The sequence below is a fragment of the Flavobacterium chuncheonense genome, from assembly GCF_042686145.1.
Lineage (GTDB): Bacteria > Bacteroidota > Bacteroidia > Flavobacteriales > Flavobacteriaceae > Flavobacterium > Flavobacterium chuncheonense.
Window position 1 is genome coordinate 23,471 of the sequence record NZ_JBHUPC010000010.1, and the last position, 17,578, is coordinate 41,048.

Sequence of the window (17,578 nt, forward strand, 5' to 3'; positions counted from 1 at the left end):
TTATTAAAAATTAAATCCTAAACCAAACATAAAGTTTCTTCCTCTTGTTGAATACCCTCTTGTTTGCACAAAATCTTTATCTAAAATATTATCAACCGCTAAAAATAAATTCATTTTATCTTTTAAGATTTTATAACCAATATTAGCATTTACCAACTGATAGTCATTCAACGTTTCTGTCATAAATGTAGCATTGTAATTGGGTGCTGGGTAAACAATATATTCAGCTGTACGTTCTGAAACAAACTGATACGAAACATTCGTACTTAACTTTTTATACACATAAGACACAATAGCATTTACTTTATGCTTTGGATTGTATGCTTGTGAAAAAGTATCCAATTCAGCAAAAGTATAGTTTGTCTTTAACTGTAAATTATCAAAAATTGCGTAATCAGCATTTACCTCAACACCTTGTACTTTAATTTTTCCATCATACGTAAAGTAATTATACATCATATAATCAAACTCGATAGAATTCTTTTCTTCACGGTGATATCCTACAATACTCAAACGTACTTTTTTATCTAAGAAAGTTGCTTCAGCACCTGCTTCAACTGTCATGTTTTCTTCTGGTGTCAAATCTTCATCACCATAGCTCGAATACAATTGGTATAAACTTGGCGTCACATAAGCAGTACTTACAGACGTTAATAATTTAACAGTTGTGTTAGGAATGGTGTACGAAGGATTCACATTATAAACCATTTGGTTTCCATAACGGTTATGTATATTCAAACGACCTCCTAAATTCACATTCAAACCAAAATCTGAATTATACACTACCGAAGCATAAGGATCAATCATATTAAAGTGTGCCATCTCTTCTGTTATATCAACATACTCACTTTGGTTTGACATTTCAAAAAATTGAAACTGACCTCCAACAATTAATGAAAGCTTATCTGTAAAATTGTACTTATTAAACAAATCGGCATTTACAGAATTGGATTTGTAAATTGTTGAAGCTCCATAATTGAATAAATCTCTAGTGATAGTATTTGCCCCAGCATTTAATACCAACTCTCCTTTTCTGTATTTATACTTTGGTAAAAAAGCAACTCTAAACTGCTCCGATGAGAAAAAATTCTCATCATTATCGGCAAAGGCACCACTATCAAACTCTGATTTTATTTTATCGTAGTTCCCTGTAATATCAAATTTAAATTTGTCGTTTGGAGTAAATCCAAGACGAACCATCGAGTTCACTCTTGAAAAATTATCTTTTTCAAAAGATTCATTATCCGATTCTGGGCGAGCCTCTGAAATTCCAGTTGTCTCAGTTCTGTTTACTGAAGCATAATAATTAAACTTTGACAATTTTCCATTAATAGCTCCTCCTTGATTTACCGATTTTGGATCAAAATTATTTTCTTTAGCAACATTTTGTGTTCCTAAATTCAAATAAGCACTTCCCGAAACAGCTTTTGTTGTAGTTTGTTTCAACTTAATATTAATTACTGCCGTTGCTGCACCTGAACCATACAATGTACTTGAAGCACCTTTCATGATTTCAATACTTTCAACTTGCTCAACAGGCAATAAACGTAAATCATATGAAATATTAATTCCTGAAGCATCCGAAACGGGAACACCATCAATCAATATTAATACTTGGTTGTTTCTTCCACCACGAATATAAACACCTAAATCTTTACCGGCAGAACTATTACTACCATTCACCTCTACACCTGCAACTTGTGTTAAAACAGCAGCTACACTTTGTCCTTTTTTAGCTTCTAAATCTTTAGCTGTAATTTTTTCAATTACTTTACCCGACAATTCTTTTTTCTGTTCGAATTTAGTGTCCGACACGACAACTTCATCTAAATTAGTTGTTTGAAGAGATTCTTTTTCTTGTGCATAAGTCAAGCTTGATAAGAATGCTGCACACACACTCCACTTAATAAACTTAATGTTCATTTTGTTTAAATAAAATTTAAAAATGTGGGAGAAAAGCATAGAATTTACCCATACTCAAACTTTTTTTCCCGAAAGTTTGTTACTCTGTGAATAGGGCAGGTCTCCTGGCTTGCGTCTTGAAGTTTACCTTCCCATTTGCAAAACAAACAGTGGTTTTGTAGATAACTTCAAGCTTTGTAGCTTACAGTTGCGGGTACAGCTTAGGCATTTCACCTAATTCCCTTTTAATGCAGTTTAAAAAAAATTAAACCACAACCGATATTCGGGTGCAAAATTAAAAATATTTTATTAACTTTATGGAAAGAATTTACTTATGAATTATAAAACTTTACTTTTTTTAATTTTTCCGTTTTTGATATGTGCGCAAACCGATGTACAAGTACGTTTGGTTAGTGGAACATCACCTATAAATATTGTGACTGCCCCATACCCTTTTTATAATAATTACGGTTATGAAACTACTGATGCTTATTTAAACACAATTCTTCAAAACCACAATGTAAATATTTGCTATTTAGGAAATGGTGGTGATTTAGAAATTACTGGTGAAGATGCTTTATTTTTCAGATATAACGGAACCAATATTTCAAGCTTTATAGCCGATTTAGAAAATTATAACACTACTATAAGCAAAGTTAGTATTTGTTGTGAACCTCATTTCTTTGCTGATACATTAGATTTAAATTTAGTTAATTCAGGTGTTGGTACTTTTGTCGGCTACGACTCAAACGGGATTGTAATTACCAATGATGCTGGCTTAAACACCATTTTCCAAAACTATCAAGTAACCGAAATGATTGAACAAATTTGGAATATACCAGTAAGCATTATTACTTTTGAGGGAAATTGTAATGATTTAAAAAATGCATTAGAAAATTACACTACAGTAATTGACAGTGTTCAGCTATTTGGAGTAATAGAACTTCTTAATAGCCCTTCATTTAATACAACTGATTTCACAGTTTATCCCAATCCTTTCACAGAGAAGATTAACTTTTCATCTGAAGAAAACATCGCTAAAATAGCAATCTTTGCAGTAGATGGTAAGCTTGTTGGCACTTTTAATTCTACAAACGAAATGAACTCCGCTTTACCGGCATTACAACAAGGCACTTATTTCCTAGAAATATCAGATAGCAACAATTCTAAAATCGTTAAAAAAATAATCAAGCAGTAGCTATTTCTTTTTACGAGTTCTTCGGTAAAGGATTATTAAACCTATAATTACATGAAATGCAATTATAGTATAAACGGCTGCCATAAACTCTTTTGAACCTGTATTCATATTTTTAAATTGTAATTTTTATTATTTCTCCAAAAGCTACTTTATTTTGAAAAGCATCTTTTAAAGGTAAATTTTGATGATAGCATAAAAAACTTCTAATCACACCTGCATGGGTAATCAAGATTACCTTGTCATTTGTTAACGCTTTTAAATCGTTGATAAAAGAAACTACACGTTGATACAATTGTGTAAATGATTCCCCATTTGGCACCTGTACTGATACAAAATCTTGCATCCACGGTGTGAGTTCAAACTCCGGAATATCATTCCAGTTTTGCAATTCCCAACTACCAAAATTCATTTCCATCAAACGAGAATCCGTTTTAATGGGTTGCCCCGTAATATAATGAGCTAAACGCGTACATCGTTGTAATGGACTTGAAACAACCAAAGTCTCTTTTGGTAATGCCAATTTGATTTCTTCAAATAAAGGCTCATAAGGTTCGTTAATCGATACATCCGCTTGTCCATAGCAAATTCCTTTCTCACAAACCGTTTCAGTATGCCTTACTAAATAAACTTCCATATCCCGATAATACTCAAATAAAACACAACCTCACAAACTTGTTGAGTAGCTCCTAAACAATCACCCGTGTAACCTCCTATCCATTTTTTAAAATAGCGCTCCATGTACAAACGAATTAAAAAAACGGGTAATATAGCAATACTAAATTTTACATCTTGGGCTACAAAATACACAAATGGTAACAACCCAAAAAAGCCTGTACCTACTACTTCTCGCCAAGTATATGCTTTGGCTATAGGTTTGCTTTTACTCAATTCGTCTTCACGCACATACTCACTCGTAAAAATAATAGTAGAGGCTATCCATCTACTTATAGCATAAGCTGTAATAAATACTACTATAACATCAAAAAAAGAGGCGTAATTATCTAGAAGTTGAACTAACGCTGCAAACTTTAATAACAACAAAAGTAGAATTCCAATAGCACCGTATGCACCTATAGCGCTATCCTTCATTATTTTTAATATCTTTTCTTTGGTCCAGCCACCCCCAAATCCATCACAAACATCTGCAAATCCATCTTCGTGAAACGCACCGGTTGTCAGAATTCCAGCAACCATGCTTAAAACAACTGCTATTTCAGTACCTAATAATGGTGCCATCAAAAAATAAGTTGTTCCTGAAATTAATCCTACAATCCAACCTATTAGTGGGAAATAACGTGTAGCTTTATTCAGATAATCAGGATCATGGGTAATATTTTTTGGACACGGAATACGCGAATAAAACATCAAGGCCGTAAAAAAAATAGCAACTTCTTTTTTCATCTTTTATTTATTACTTACACCTGCACTTTCAAAACTCGACATTTCATTTAAAAAGGCAACAGCGGATTGAATTACGGGAAATGCAACAGCACAACCACTACCCTCACCCAAACGCATCCTTAAATGCATCACAGGTTCTACTTCTAAATATTCCAAGAGTAACTTATGCGCTTTTTCTTCTGAACAATGACAAAAAACAGCATTTGCCTTAATCTTTGGATTCTTTTTGAACGCTATTAAAAAGGCCACACTTGAAATAAATCCATCAACTAAAATCAACATATTCTTTTCAAACGCATGTAACATTCCTCCAGCCATCTGTAAAATTTCAAATCCTCCAAAATGAACCAAAACCTCATCCAAATCAGTATTTCCATTATAGTTTGAAATAGCTTGAGAAAGAATGGCAATTTTCTTATCTAATTTTTCATTTTCAACACCAGTCCCTTTGCCTACACATTCCGCAATAGAAAATGGTGTCAACATACTCATTAAAACAGAAGCGGTTGATGTATTTCCTATTCCCATTTCTCCAAATCCTACACAATTTGAACCTTTTTCATAAATAGCATTCACTATTTCAGCTCCATATGACAAACACAACTCTAACTCTGTAGCACTCATTGCTGCCGTATGCAAGAACGACTGTGTTCCTTTTCCAACCTTTTTATGAATCAATTTTGTATTGGTAGGAAAATCATAATTTACCCCAGCATCAACAATTTCCAGTTGAATATGGTTTTGATTACAAAAAACATTGATTGCGGCTCCTCCTTCTAAAAAATTAGTAATCATTTGTCGCGTCACTTCTTGCGGATAAGCACTTACACCATGATTGGCAATTCCATGATCTGCTGCAAAAACAACAATGTGAGGATTTAATATTTTAGGCAATTCCGTTTGAAAAACTAACCCTATTTGAAGTGCTAATTTTTCTAAAATCCCTAAAGCCCCTTCAGGTTTTGTTTTATGATCAATTTTATATTGTAGCTTTTGTTTTAAGTCGGTATTACTTTCTGAAAAAGGAGCTTTTGTAGTTTTTTCTATATTCTCAATTATATGCCCCGTTGTAATCTTTGTCACATTCGGAGTTGTTGCCTTTTGCCTCCAATTCAGTTGCTGTAACATAGGTTGATTTCCATAATCAGTCGCTGGCTTTCCTATACAAAAATATCCCAAAGGCTCAATATGTTCTGGAATATCTAGTATCGCTTTAAAATCGTGATAGTTTAAAATCGAAACCCATCCCATAGAAAAACCCTGTTCCGTAAGTGATAACCAAATATTCTGAGCAGCACATACCGCACTAAATTTTATCGCTTCGTTACTTCCAACTGTTCCAATAGTAAATGAATCTAATACTGAACGATCGTAAGCTATAACCATACCGATGGGCGCTTCTTCAATAGCCTCCAATTTTAGTTTGGAATAAGCTGCTTTTTGCGCAGTATTATCAGTTGCAGAAGCCGCTTTTTCATGATAAGCTAAAAACAACTTTTTAATTTGACTTTTAATTTCTGCAGACTCAATAATGTAATAACGAGTAGCATCTGTTAAACCTACTGAAGGAGCGTAATGTCCTGCTTTAAGTGCTTTTTCTAACACCTTTTCCGGTACAGGTTCTGCTGTAAAATGCCGCGTATCGCGTCGTGATGAAATTATTTGATATAAGTCATTCATAGCCTATCAGCAAAGTTTTTTAGGTTTATTGCCAAACGATAAAACAGTAATTATCGTAAGTTTTAACTTCATAACTTGGTAATTGAATACTACTTTTAAAAAGAGGACAATTCACTACCAAAGTATGGAATTCTCCATTTTCACCGCAGGGATCAATTCCTTTAGCTTCTAATTCTAATGCAAGTTCTTTGGTTACTATTTTTCCCAAATAATCTTGTCCCATTTCAAGATTACAAGATACAATCATTGTTTCAATACCTTCATCAATCATTTGATTTACCAATGCAACTCTATTTTGTTGCCACAATGGTAGAATGGCTTCTAAACCTGCTGCTCGACAAACTTTCTCCTCCCATTCTCGATGCGCCTCTAGATCAATATCGCCAAAAACTACTCCTTCAATTTGATAATTTCCCTTAATTGTATGCAAGGTTGCAATATAATGCTCTTCGTATTGTGACCAAGTTGCTGGAACTCCAATTAATGGAACTCCAATTTGGAATGCTTGTTGTTCTAAAATTTGCAGTGGTATTCCATGAGAACGAGACACTTTACCATTTTCATTCATCATGTTTAACAAAACTGCTGGTTGCAACCCTTCGGCTACTGCTTTCATTAAAGCAAAGCAACTGTCTTTACCACCACTCCAAGAACTTAATACTTTCATGTATATTATTTAATTGGTACTGGAATACCTGAAACCATTAACACTACCTTATCTGCTTTTTGAGCGATATATTGATTCATCCATCCTTGTAACTCTGTAAACTTACGGCCTATATGAGTTGAAGCATGAACCCCCATCCCTATTTCATTTGTAATAATAATCAAGGTAATATCTTTTTGTTCTAATACTGTGTCAAGTTCCTTTTTTGCTTGTTCCAAACATAACTCTACATCGTTCTTGGTATCAACAAAAAAGTTAGTTAACCAAAGGGTAACACAATCTACCATAGCTACTTTACCCGAAAAATCAATTTCACTTAAGTACTTCTCTTTTTCAACGTTAATCCAGTTTTCATCTCTATCTTTTTGATGACGATCAATTCGCTTTTCAAAATCACCATCCCAATTGCGGGCTGTTGCCACATACATTGGATTGTTTGACAAAGACAAAGCTAAATTTTGTCCGTAACCACTTTTACCAGAGCGTTCTCCTCCTGTTATTAAGTAAACCATGTTTTTCTTTTAATTAATTGTATGGGCAGTGTCTGCATCCATTACCACAACATTCACCTCTTTTTAAATGAAACCATTTGGTAAAAACATACTTTCCATCTTCGATATAGTAATCGATATCTTCAATAAAATGAGTTGTTTTTGGTAAATCTTTTGCTTTGTTAGTAAGACTATTTTCTGGAGTTACAGTAGCAACATATTCTTCAATTTTTTGAATAGTTGCCAATTTTAAACATTTCGGACATAAACAATCTGTAATTTGATCCAATGAAAATATTGGTGGTAACTCGTTACACCAACATCTTACTTCTTCCGATTGGTTACCGCATCCAAACGCTGATTTGCAGACTACACACGTCTTTTCTCTAACCGTATTCATTGGGTAAAGATAGCATTTTTAAACTTTAATAAAATTGAAGCTTATAATTTTTCATACATTTGTGCAAATCAATCGAACCTATGAAATTGCTTTTTAAGTTACTTTTTTTAGCCTTTTTAACCCTCAATAGCTGTAAAGAAAAAGCTACAAATCAACCAAAAGTAGTTACGCTTCCAAAAAATCAAATTCAACATGCTACAGCATTTTCTATTCATAAATATGAAGGATATTCAATTGTAAAAATAATCAATCCATGGCCTGAAGCCTTACAATCGTTTACCTATGTTTTAAAAGAAAAAAATGGTGTTATTCCTGATAGTTTACAAAATTATATCACAGTAGATGTTCCTGTACAAAAGTTAGTTGTTACTTCAACCACTATTATCCCCTTCTTAGAAATGCTTGAGAGTGAAGAAAAACTAACAGGTTTCCCACATACAAATTATATCTCATCACAAAAAACTAGAGCCTTGATTGCAAAAGGTGCTGTTAAAGACTTAGGACAAAATGAAAATCTAAATATCGAATTACTTTTTGACATGCAACCTGATGTAGTGGTAACATTTGGGGTTGATAACACCAATAAAACGGTTAACAAATTAACTCAAAACGGACTAAAAGTAATGTTTCAAGCCGATTGGATGGAACAATCGCCACTTGGAAAAGCAGAATGGATAAAATTTTACGGACTGTTACTAGGAAAAGAAAAAGAAGCCGATAGTATTTTTAAAACCATTGAATCCAATTACAACAATGCTTTAGAACTGGTTAATAAAAAAGAAGCCAATCAAACGGTATTGTATGGATCAATGTATAAAGACAAATGGTTTGTGGCTAGAGGTAATAGCTGGATTGCTCAGTTTTTGAAAGATGCTAAAACAGACTACTTATGGAAAGACCTTCCAGGTGTAGGTAGTGAAGCCTTAAGTTTTGAATCTGTTTTTGACAAAGCCCAACATGCTAACATTTGGATAACCAACGGTGCTATAGAAAACTTAACACAACTTTTAGAAGAAAACCATCATTATGCAAAATTTGATGCTTTTCAAAATAAGGAAATTTACTCCTTTGAAAGCCAAAAAGGAGAAACCGGAGGAACTATTTACTACGAAACAGCTCCTAGTAGACCCGATTTAGTTTTGAAAGATTATATTAAAATTTTTCATCCAGAATTATTACCCGATTACCAATTTACTTTTGCAAAAAAATTAGATTAAAGTGACTAAAAAACTTTACATACTATTTTTCTTTTTAAGTGGCTTATTACTGTTTCTTATGCTACTTAATATTAGTTTAGGATCCATTAAAATTCCATTCAACGAGGTCATTAATTGTCTAATGGGTAATGAAGCTTCTAAAACTTCATGGGAATACATAATCCTCAACTTTAGACTTCCAAAAGCTTTCACTGCTGTATTAGTTGGTATTGCTTTATCCATAAGCGGTTTGCTGATGCAAACTTTATTTCGCAATCCATTAGCAGGACCTTATGTTTTAGGATTAAGCTCTGGAGCGAGTTTGGGAGTAGCTATAGTTTTATTAGGAGCTGGTATTGTTCCTACTGCACTATCTCAAATTTTCACCTCATCTTACGGACTAGTTTTTGCCTCTGGAATTGGCAGTGCCTTAGTCTTGTTTGCCGTACTATTTGTATCGCAACGTTTAAAAGACACCATGTCTATCCTTATTGTAGGATTAATGTTTGGTAGTTTGACTAGTGCTATAGTTTCTGTTCTATCCTATTTCACAACAGCTGAACAACTACAAAAATATACTTTCTGGCAAATGGGCAGTTTGGGTAATTTAAGTTGGCACAACGTTACCTTTTTAACCATCATCACAATCATTGGATTAGGGCTAAGCTTTTTGGTAATAAAACCCTTAGATGCCTTATTATTAGGAGAGCGCTATGCGAATAGCTTAGGAATTAATTTCAAACGCACACGTTACATTATTTTAATTGCCACGAGTCTTTTAGCTGGAAGTATTACTGCCTTTGTAGGCCCTATTGCTTTCATCGGGTTAGCAGTGCCGCATATGGCTAAATTAATATTTCAAACTAGCAATCACTTTATTTTATTTTGGAGTACTGCTTTAATTGGAGCCATAACATTATTACTATGTGATATCGTTGCACAATTACCAGGAAGTGATGTAACTTTACCCATAAATGCCATCACATCCATTATAGGAGCTCCAGTTGTAATTTGGTTATTGGTTCGTAAACGAAAAATAGGATAGCAATGGAAAACATCATTTTACATACCCAAAACCTTTCTATTGGATATCACTCCAAAACTAGTGCACGAACTATAATTGAAAGTAGTGATATTACTTTAGAAAAAGGAAAACTAATTGCATTGGTAGGTGCTAACGGTATTGGAAAATCAACCCTTTTAAAAACGATTACGGGAATCATTCCTGCCATAAAAGGTTCTATTTATATTAACGATAAAAACTTAAATTCTTACACTCCAAAAGAGTTAGCACAAGAATTAAGCATCGTATTAACCGACAGCCTTCCTCCTAGCAATTTAACCGTTTACGAAATTATTGCGTTAGGGAGACAACCGTATACCAATTGGCTTGGAACACTAACAGAAGAAGATAAAACCAAGGTAAAAGAAGCTATCGAGCTTACAGGTATTCAAGATTGGCAACACAAACGCCATTACGAAATAAGTGATGGACAACTTCAAAAAGCACTTATTGCAAGAGCCTTAGCACAAGATACTAATTTGGTTATTTTGGACGAACCAACAACTCACTTGGATTTACTACACAAAGTTTCACTGATAAAGTTACTCCAAAAATTAGCTCACGAAACTGAAAAAACTTTTTTGTACTCAACGCACGATATTGATTTGGCAATTCAAATGTCCGATGAAATGATTGTATTAACACCCAATAAATTGGTAAAAGATCAACCGTGTAACTTGATTGCTGATGGTGTTTTCAATTTACTTTTTCAAAACGAATCGATTTATTTTGATCCTCTAATTGGGAAATTTAAAGTAAAATAATTTAACCTATTTTCTTACGTTTTTTTTATGCCTAACTTTACTAAAATTTAGCATTATGAAAAACGTAATATTCATTTTAATCCTTTCGACTATGACTGGTTTTGCACAACTAAAAAAAGTAGACTACACTGATGGTTCTCAAAAATTAGAAGGTTATTTTGCAAAATCTGAAAAGGTAAACTCTAAAAACAAAGGAGTAGTTATCTTACCCGCTTGGATGGGGATTGACAATCATGCAAAAGAATCAGCTGAAAAATTGTCACAACTAGGTTACCATGCATTTGTAGCAGACATCTATGGAATGGGTAATAATCCACAAGACCGTGAACAAGCTGGAAAACTATCAGGGTACTACAAAAATAATTTTTTAGATTACCAGCGTCGTATCCAATTGGCAATTGAACAATTAGTAAAACAAGGTGCAAATCCAAATGAAATTGCTGTTATTGGTTATTGCTTTGGCGGCACAGGTGCTATCGAAGCAGCTCGTGGCAATTTAAAAATTAAAGGAATAGTGTCGTTTCATGGTGGCTTAGGAAAAGATCCTAAAAGAGAAACTCAGACGATAACACCAAAAGTTTTGATCCTTCACGGAGCAGATGATCCTTTTGTTCCACAAAAAGACATAACTGCTTTTCAAGAAGAAATGCGTACTGCAAAAGCAGATTGGCAAATGTTCTATTATGCTAACGCTGTTCATGCTTTTACCCATAAAGATTTGGACACCGATAATAGTAATGGAGCTGCTTATAACGAATTGGCCGATAAAAGAAGTTGGATTGCCATGCAGGATTTTTTCAATGAAATTTTCAACTAAAAATGTAAAACCCATTCTGTACAGAATGGGTTTTTAATTATAAATCAAAAGAAGCCACTTCTTTCACTGCCCCAGTTTCTAAACCCTCTAAAACTGTATTTCCAATACGAACACGTACCAAACGTAAGGTTGGTAATCCAACTGCGGCAGTCATTTTTCGAACTTGACGAAATTTCCCTTCAGTTACTGTAATGGATACCCAACTCGTAGGTCCATGTCGTTCATCTCGAATACGCCTTCCCACACCTATACAAGAAGGCAACTTATTAATTGCTTCAGCTTTACACGGTTGAGTTACATAACGAATTCCTTTAAAACCTATTTCAACTCCATTTCGCAATTGCTGCAAAGCGTCTTCGGTAATTAGTCCATCAACTTGAGCATAATATTCTTTCTCAACTGCTTTTCCACGAACTATTTCGCTCATCATCCCATCGGTAGTCAATAGCAACAATCCCTCAGAATCTTCGTCCAAACGCCCTATTGCCATAGTTCCTTCAGGAAAAGGATACAACTCCCCCAACAAACGTTTCTTACGCTTTAATTCGTAAACAAACTGACTTAAAAAACCATGTGGTTTGTGTAATATAAAATGTTGGTGTGGCATACGTAAATTTTCACAAAAATACACTTTTCAATTTATGCTATTTGTAATTCTTAAAATTGATTAATTTCCGTAAATTTACAATTGAAATTAATTTTATATGTCGCAAACATTATTAGTATTAGCCGTATTTTTAGTAGCCTTAGCTATAGGATTTTATCTTGGCAAACTCCTTTCTAAAACACAATCACAATCTACTACTTCGGGTTTAGAAGAACGCATTAATGGGTTATTGAACCAAATAGAGCAACTGAAACAACAATTTCAGCAGGAACGCAATCAGTTTGAAAAAAATTTCAATCAACTTGCTTCTGAAAAAGAAAATCTTCAAAAAGAAAAAGAAAGCTTATCCATTCATTTAGCCAAAAAGGAAAATGATTTTGACAATTTGTTAGAACGTAATAAAGAGCAAAAACTAGAAGTAGAACAACTACAAGAAAAGTTCACCAAAGAATTTGAAAATTTAGCCAATAAAATATTGGAAGAAAAAACAACCAAATTCACGGAACAAAATAAAGAAAACATGAAAAACATCCTGAATCCACTTCAGGAAAAAATTCAATTGTTTGAAAAGAAAGTCGATGACACACACAAAGAGAGTATCGACTATCATGCAGCTTTACGCCAACAAATTTTAGGGCTTCGTGAGATGAACGAGCAAATGAGTAAGGAAACCGTAAATCTTACTAAAGCTTTAAAAGGTGACAGTAAAATGCAAGGAAATTGGGGTGAATTGGTGCTAGAACGCGTATTAGAAAAGTCAGGATTAGAAAAAGGGCGCGAATATGAAGTGCAGCAAAGTTTTACAAACGAAGCTGGAAACAGAATTTTACCCGATGTTATTATCAACTTGCCTGATGGTAAAAAAATGATTGTCGATTCAAAAGTATCACTTACCGCTTATGAGCGTTTTGTAAACGAGGAAGATGATACTTTAAAAGCTACGTATTTAAAAGAACACGTTAATTCTTTAAAACGTCACGTAGACCAATTAAGCGACAAAAACTATCAGGATATTTACCATATGGAAAGTCCCGATTTTGTGCTGCTTTTTGTTCCTATAGAACCTGCATTTGCTTTAGCATTAAATGAAGACAATACACTTTACAACAAGGCATTCGAAAAAAATATTGTCATCGTAACGCCTTCAACACTTTTGGCTACTTTACGTACTATTGACAGTATGTGGACCAACCAAAAACAACAAGAAAATGCTATTGAAATTGCACGTCAGGCAGGCGCATTATACGATAAATTTGAAGGTTTTGTAACCGATTTGATTAAAATTGGTAAGAAAATGGATGAAGCCAAATCGGAATACGGAAATGCGATGAACAAGCTTGTTGAAGGAAAAGGTAATCTTGTTCGTAGCGCTGAAAAATTGAAAAAAATGGGAGCTAAAGCCAAAAAAGCGCTTCCTGAAAGTATTATAAAAAGAGCAACCGAAAGCGAAATTAACAGCTAACTTTAAAAACTAAATCCTATGTCTAAATTCAAAAAAGTATTGCTTTACACCTTGTTGTTTTTAATCATTGGAACATCGGCTTATATGGCCTTTGTTTATTATGTTCCTTATAGTGAAGGTGTTCGATCTGGTGAATTAATTAAAATTAGTCACAAAGGTTATGTAATGAAAACTTGGGAAGGTGAAATTAGTCAAGGTATTTCAGGAGCGCAAATTTTTCATTTTTCAGTAGAAGATGGAGATGACGCAATTATTCAACAATTGAAAGACCTACAAGGAAAATATGTTAAGGTGGAGTATGTTGAACGTTACCGTACTTTTTCATGGTGGGGAGATACCCGCTATTTCATAAAGAAAGTAGAAAAAGAAAGATCACCACATTTTTTAAATGCAGGAGAAGATGAAAAAGAGTAACTCCGTAGCGGCATCAAAAGTGACATTAAGTGAATTAATGTTACCCTCACATTCCAACTTTAGTGGAAAAATTCATGGTGGCTATTTGTTACAATTGATGGATCAAATTGCATTTGCTTCCGCTTCAAAATACTCTGGTAGTTATTGTGTAACGGCTTCAGTTGATACTGTAGATTTTTTAAATCCTGTTGAAATAGGCTCTTTAGTGACTCTGAAAGCGAGTGTAAACTATGTTGGGAATAGCTCTATGATAGTTGGTATACGTGTTGATGCCGAAAACATTCAAACGGGCACTAAAAAGCATTGTAATTCAAGTTACTTTACCATGGTGGCTAAAAATGAAAAAGGTGAAAATGTCACCGTACCAAAATTAGAACTTAGCACTTTTGAAGAAGTAAGACGTTTTTACGATTGTGTACGCCGTATCAATCACAAGAAAAAATATAAAATGCTAGAAGAAATTTTCGACCATCAATCGGAAAGTGCATTAGAAAAGCTAAACCATTTCAATGTTATTTTAAAATTGAAATAGTTTAAAGTGACACCTTTTCATAGTCACTCAGTTTATCCAAATGCAAAAGCATTGTTTTTTTATTAGTATCAGCAGAAAACATAGGTAAAAACTTTGCTCCATAAACAATTTCATCAAATGTATACGATGTTCTTTTGATAACAGAGGCACTGTACATATCATCAAAAGTCTTAAAAAAAGCAACAAATTCCCCTCTTATACTTTTGAAATCATCTTCAGTAAAATGATACAAAGGACTATCTTCAGTAATAGGATGCACAATTGTCCAACTAAGTGTTAATGCATTAATTCTTTCTAACTCTAAATCCAAAGAATAGAATTTATTGGTAGCCTTGCCATCTTCCTCAGTACTAATTCCAAGGGTTAAACGCGTAACTGCATCAATTAAATTGGTGTTTTTATAAGGCGCCACTCTTATCATTAAGGCACGTCCATCTTTATACGGCGCAATAAGTGCTTTTTTTGAAAAACGAACATAAGCTCTTGGCTTACTAAACCTTCCAAAAAACAAACCAGTAGCAATTGCAAAAGTCAATAAACCTACTAATGCCTCTATTGAAGATACAAAACTGGTTACAAATCCTGTTGGATTAATATGACCATAACCCACCGTTGTAAAAGTTTGCACACTAAAAAAGAAAGCTTGTCCAAACTTATCCAATTCTGTTGTTGCTACAATTCCATTCAAATTTTCTACACCAATAGAATAATAAAGCACAGCGAAAACTAAATTCACCAATAAGTAAAAAGTTAACACAATACACCAAAATTTCAAACTGGAAATAGTTAGCATCCAATGGTACCAACTAATATGCTCTAAAAAACCAATACCCTTCTTTTTAACATTAGCCGAACCATCTTTATGAATCAATCGATTCCCAGAGTAGGAAGTTGTAGTACCAAAACCCGTTTCATTATCGATTTTTGCTTGAACATCTATACGCTTAAAAAGTCCCATTATGAAGTATGTAAATAAATGAAAATGTTTTTATTATAAATCATCTAAAAACCTTAAATTTATAATAAAAATAATTGATTTTTAACTAACGATCCATTTTTGAAGTCATTTGAATGAAAAAACTATACACAGTAACACTTTTTTGTTTATCCATTGCTTTATGGGGGCAAAAAAATGTAGATCCATCCCCTCAAGAAATAGAAAAAGCAAAAGAAATCAGACAGCAATACAACACTTCTGATATTGCTATTTTAAATAGTCTTGAGAAAATTGAATTTAAAAAGTCTAGCGACAGAACCAATGTTGAAGTAAACCACAGTGTGAAAGAAGAGTTACTCAATATTAATCACCGCGCAGACATTCACAAATACGAATTTTACGATAGTCAATCATCAATCAATACTTTTGCCATTAAATACAAGAACAATAAAGCTACCAATTTTAATTCAAAAGACGAATTTTACAAAAGTGATGACCTTTTTTACAACGATGCCCGTGTGAAATACTTTACATTGGATTTCCCTGTTCAAGGTTATACGTATCTCTATGAATTAGAGAAAAAGACAAAGGATGTAAAATATTTTACTACCATTTATTTTAATGATGAGTTTCCTGTAATTCAAAAAGAAGTAACGGTTACTATCCCGAATTGGTTTGACTTAGACATAAAAGAATTCAATTTTGAAAACTTTGAGATTTCTAAAAAAGAAAGTAAATCGGAAGAAAGTACGACTATTACTTATATCATAAAAAACATCCCTCCTATATCGCAAGATCAGATGAAACCGGGGGCAAGTTACATTTATCCACATATTTTATTTGTTGCAAAATCATTTACTGATAAAAATAACACCATTAATTTGTTTGGCAATACTGCTGATCAATACCAATGGTACAAATCGTTAATTGATCTAATGAATGATGACACATCCGTTTTTACTGAAAAAGTAACCGAGCTTACAAAAAATGCTAAAACAGATGATGAAAAAATAAAGAATATCTTTTATTGGGTTCAAGACAACATTCGATATATCGCTTTTGAAGATGGAATTGCGGGCTTCAAACCAGACGACTCGCAGAGTGTATACTCCAAACGATATGGCGATTGTAAAGGCATGGCTAACTTAACCAAACAAATGCTAAAACTAGCTGGTTTCGACGCTCGCTTATGTTGGATTGGGACCAAACATATTGCTTACGACTATAGTATCCCATCCCTTTCTGTTGACAACCATATGATTTGTGCGGTTATCAAAGGAAACAAAAAAATATTCTTAGATGCCACTGAAAAATACAACTCATTAAGTGAATATGCCAATCGCATTCAAGGGAAAGAAGTATTAATAGAAAATGGTGATACCTATTTGATTGAAAAAGTTCCATCTGTTGATTCAAAATTCAATATTGAAACTTCAGTTTACCATTACAATATTGATGGTGAAACTTTGAGAGGGAATGTCATAAAAAATTTCAGTGGTGAAAGTAGAACTTCATTTCTACAGCATTACAATACAATAAAAAATGACAAAAAAGAAGATGCTATAATGCGCTATCTTACATTAGATGACATCAATTATACTATTTCAAACATTAAAACATCAGATTTACTGAATCGCGACACCCAGCTTAATCTCAACTTTGATGTTGCTATTAAAAATCAAGTTTCAAGTTTTGATGATGAAATTTATGTTGATTTGGATTATTACAAAGAATACAAATCATACGACTTTACAAAACGCAAAGAAGATTTTGTTTTTCATTATAAAACACTTGAAGATATCCTAGTAAAATTAGACATCCCACAAGATTATCATGTAACTACTTTGCCTAAAAACCTTCAGGTAGAAACTTCTGATTATAACATTACAATTACATATGAGAACAAAGGCAATCAAATTGTTTATCATAAAATATTTGATTTTAAAACAGGCTTTATAACCAAGCAAAACTTTGAAAATTGGTCCAAACATTTGGCAGAAATCAACAAATTATATACCGAACAAATTGTTTTATCTAAAAAATAAAC

At 33.3% G+C, this 17,578-nt stretch carries 18 protein-coding genes and 1 riboswitch; of the genes, 9 read left to right on the forward strand and 9 right to left on the reverse strand.

All coding sequences use genetic code 11. From position 1 onward, the window contains the following. Positions 1 to 3: 3 nt before the first annotated feature. Entirely contained in the window at positions 4 to 1,923 is a 1,920-nt protein-coding gene (locus tag ACFS5J_RS02030; protein ID WP_379810287.1) for a TonB-dependent receptor plug domain-containing protein, read from the reverse strand. Between the two features lie 77 nt (positions 1,924 to 2,000). Continuing rightward, positions 2,001 to 2,198, reverse strand: a riboswitch (cobalamin riboswitch). Between the two features lie 38 nt (positions 2,199 to 2,236). Between ACFS5J_RS02030 and ACFS5J_RS02035 the strand changes: the two genes are divergently transcribed. Further along, positions 2,237 to 3,100, forward strand: a complete 864-nt coding sequence (locus tag ACFS5J_RS02035; protein WP_379810288.1) for a T9SS type A sorting domain-containing protein — start codon at positions 2,237 to 2,239, stop codon at positions 3,098 to 3,100. A gap of 112 nt (positions 3,101 to 3,212) precedes the next feature. Here the strand turns inward: ACFS5J_RS02035 and cobC are convergent, their stop codons facing one another. From cobC to ACFS5J_RS02065, 6 genes are read right to left on the reverse strand one after another with little or no spacing between them, the layout of a single operon-like run. Then, complete coding sequence (gene cobC / locus ACFS5J_RS02040) at positions 3,213 to 3,734, reverse strand: alpha-ribazole phosphatase (protein WP_379810289.1); 522 nt, start codon at positions 3,732 to 3,734, stop codon at positions 3,213 to 3,215. Continuing rightward, positions 3,719 to 4,501, reverse strand: a complete 783-nt coding sequence (locus ACFS5J_RS02045; RefSeq protein ID WP_379810290.1) for an adenosylcobinamide-GDP ribazoletransferase — start codon at positions 4,499 to 4,501, stop codon at positions 3,719 to 3,721. The genes cobC and ACFS5J_RS02045 overlap by 16 nt, the downstream gene beginning before the upstream one ends. A gap of 3 nt (positions 4,502 to 4,504) precedes the next feature. Continuing rightward, on the reverse strand, positions 4,505 to 6,181 hold the full coding sequence (gene cobT, locus ACFS5J_RS02050; RefSeq protein WP_379810292.1) for a nicotinate-nucleotide--dimethylbenzimidazole phosphoribosyltransferase: 1,677 nt from the start codon (positions 6,179 to 6,181) through the stop codon (positions 4,505 to 4,507). Positions 6,182 to 6,206: 25 nt separating this feature from the next. Then, on the reverse strand, positions 6,207 to 6,848 hold the full coding sequence (locus ACFS5J_RS02055) for a Dph6-related ATP pyrophosphatase (protein ID WP_379810294.1): 642 nt from the start codon (positions 6,846 to 6,848) through the stop codon (positions 6,207 to 6,209). Positions 6,849 to 6,853: 5 nt separating this feature from the next. Next, positions 6,854 to 7,360, reverse strand: a complete 507-nt coding sequence (locus ACFS5J_RS02060; RefSeq protein WP_379810296.1) for a bifunctional adenosylcobinamide kinase/adenosylcobinamide-phosphate guanylyltransferase — start codon at positions 7,358 to 7,360, stop codon at positions 6,854 to 6,856. A gap of 13 nt (positions 7,361 to 7,373) precedes the next feature. Further along, positions 7,374 to 7,739, reverse strand: coding sequence for a DUF5522 domain-containing protein (locus ACFS5J_RS02065; RefSeq protein ID WP_379810297.1), 366 nt, complete (start codon positions 7,737 to 7,739; stop codon positions 7,374 to 7,376). Between the two features lie 80 nt (positions 7,740 to 7,819). Between ACFS5J_RS02065 and ACFS5J_RS02070 the strand changes: the two genes are divergently transcribed. From ACFS5J_RS02070 to ACFS5J_RS02085, 4 genes are read left to right on the forward strand one after another with little or no spacing between them, the layout of a single operon-like run. Continuing rightward, a complete protein-coding gene (locus ACFS5J_RS02070; RefSeq protein WP_379810298.1) occupies positions 7,820 to 8,956 on the forward strand; it encodes an ABC transporter substrate-binding protein in 1,137 nt (378 codons plus the stop codon). After that, positions 8,952 to 9,980 (forward strand): iron chelate uptake ABC transporter family permease subunit, encoded by a 1,029-nt coding sequence (locus tag ACFS5J_RS02075; RefSeq protein ID WP_379810705.1) that lies wholly within the window; start codon positions 8,952 to 8,954, stop codon positions 9,978 to 9,980. The genes ACFS5J_RS02070 and ACFS5J_RS02075 overlap by 5 nt, the downstream gene beginning before the upstream one ends. A 2-nt stretch (positions 9,981 to 9,982) precedes the next feature. Then, positions 9,983 to 10,762 carry an ABC transporter ATP-binding protein gene (locus tag ACFS5J_RS02080; RefSeq protein ID WP_379810299.1) on the forward strand — a complete coding sequence of 260 codons (780 nt, stop codon included), beginning with the start codon at positions 9,983 to 9,985 and terminating at the stop codon, positions 10,760 to 10,762. A gap of 55 nt (positions 10,763 to 10,817) precedes the next feature. After that, complete coding sequence (locus tag ACFS5J_RS02085; protein WP_379810300.1) at positions 10,818 to 11,579, forward strand: dienelactone hydrolase family protein; 762 nt, start codon at positions 10,818 to 10,820, stop codon at positions 11,577 to 11,579. 37 nt (positions 11,580 to 11,616) lie between these two features. On the opposite strand, the gene ACFS5J_RS02090 is transcribed toward ACFS5J_RS02085, so the two are convergent. Next, positions 11,617 to 12,186 carry a pseudouridine synthase gene (locus ACFS5J_RS02090; RefSeq protein ID WP_379810301.1) on the reverse strand — a complete coding sequence of 190 codons (570 nt, stop codon included), beginning with the start codon at positions 12,184 to 12,186 and terminating at the stop codon, positions 11,617 to 11,619. Positions 12,187 to 12,283: 97 nt separating this feature from the next. Between ACFS5J_RS02090 and rmuC the strand changes: the two genes are divergently transcribed. From rmuC to ACFS5J_RS02105, 3 genes are read left to right on the forward strand one after another with little or no spacing between them, the layout of a single operon-like run. After that, positions 12,284 to 13,648: a DNA recombination protein RmuC gene (rmuC, locus tag ACFS5J_RS02095; protein WP_379810302.1), complete on the forward strand. Its 1,365-nt coding sequence runs from the start codon at positions 12,284 to 12,286 to the stop codon at positions 13,646 to 13,648. Between the two features lie 18 nt (positions 13,649 to 13,666). Next, a complete protein-coding gene (locus ACFS5J_RS02100; protein ID WP_379810303.1) occupies positions 13,667 to 14,062 on the forward strand; it encodes a 6-phosphogluconate dehydrogenase in 396 nt (131 codons plus the stop codon). Next, positions 14,049 to 14,594, forward strand: coding sequence for an acyl-CoA thioesterase (locus ACFS5J_RS02105; RefSeq protein WP_379810304.1), 546 nt, complete (start codon positions 14,049 to 14,051; stop codon positions 14,592 to 14,594). Before ACFS5J_RS02100 ends, ACFS5J_RS02105 begins: the two co-directional genes overlap by 14 nt. 1 nt (position 14,595) lies before the next feature. On the opposite strand, the gene ACFS5J_RS02110 is transcribed toward ACFS5J_RS02105, so the two are convergent. Beyond that, on the reverse strand, positions 14,596 to 15,552 hold the full coding sequence (locus ACFS5J_RS02110) for an ion channel (protein ID WP_379810305.1): 957 nt from the start codon (positions 15,550 to 15,552) through the stop codon (positions 14,596 to 14,598). Between the two features lie 113 nt (positions 15,553 to 15,665). Between ACFS5J_RS02110 and ACFS5J_RS02115 the strand changes: the two genes are divergently transcribed. After that, entirely contained in the window at positions 15,666 to 17,576 is a 1,911-nt protein-coding gene (locus ACFS5J_RS02115) for a transglutaminase domain-containing protein (RefSeq protein WP_379810306.1), read from the forward strand. Positions 17,577 to 17,578: the final 2 nt, after the last annotated feature.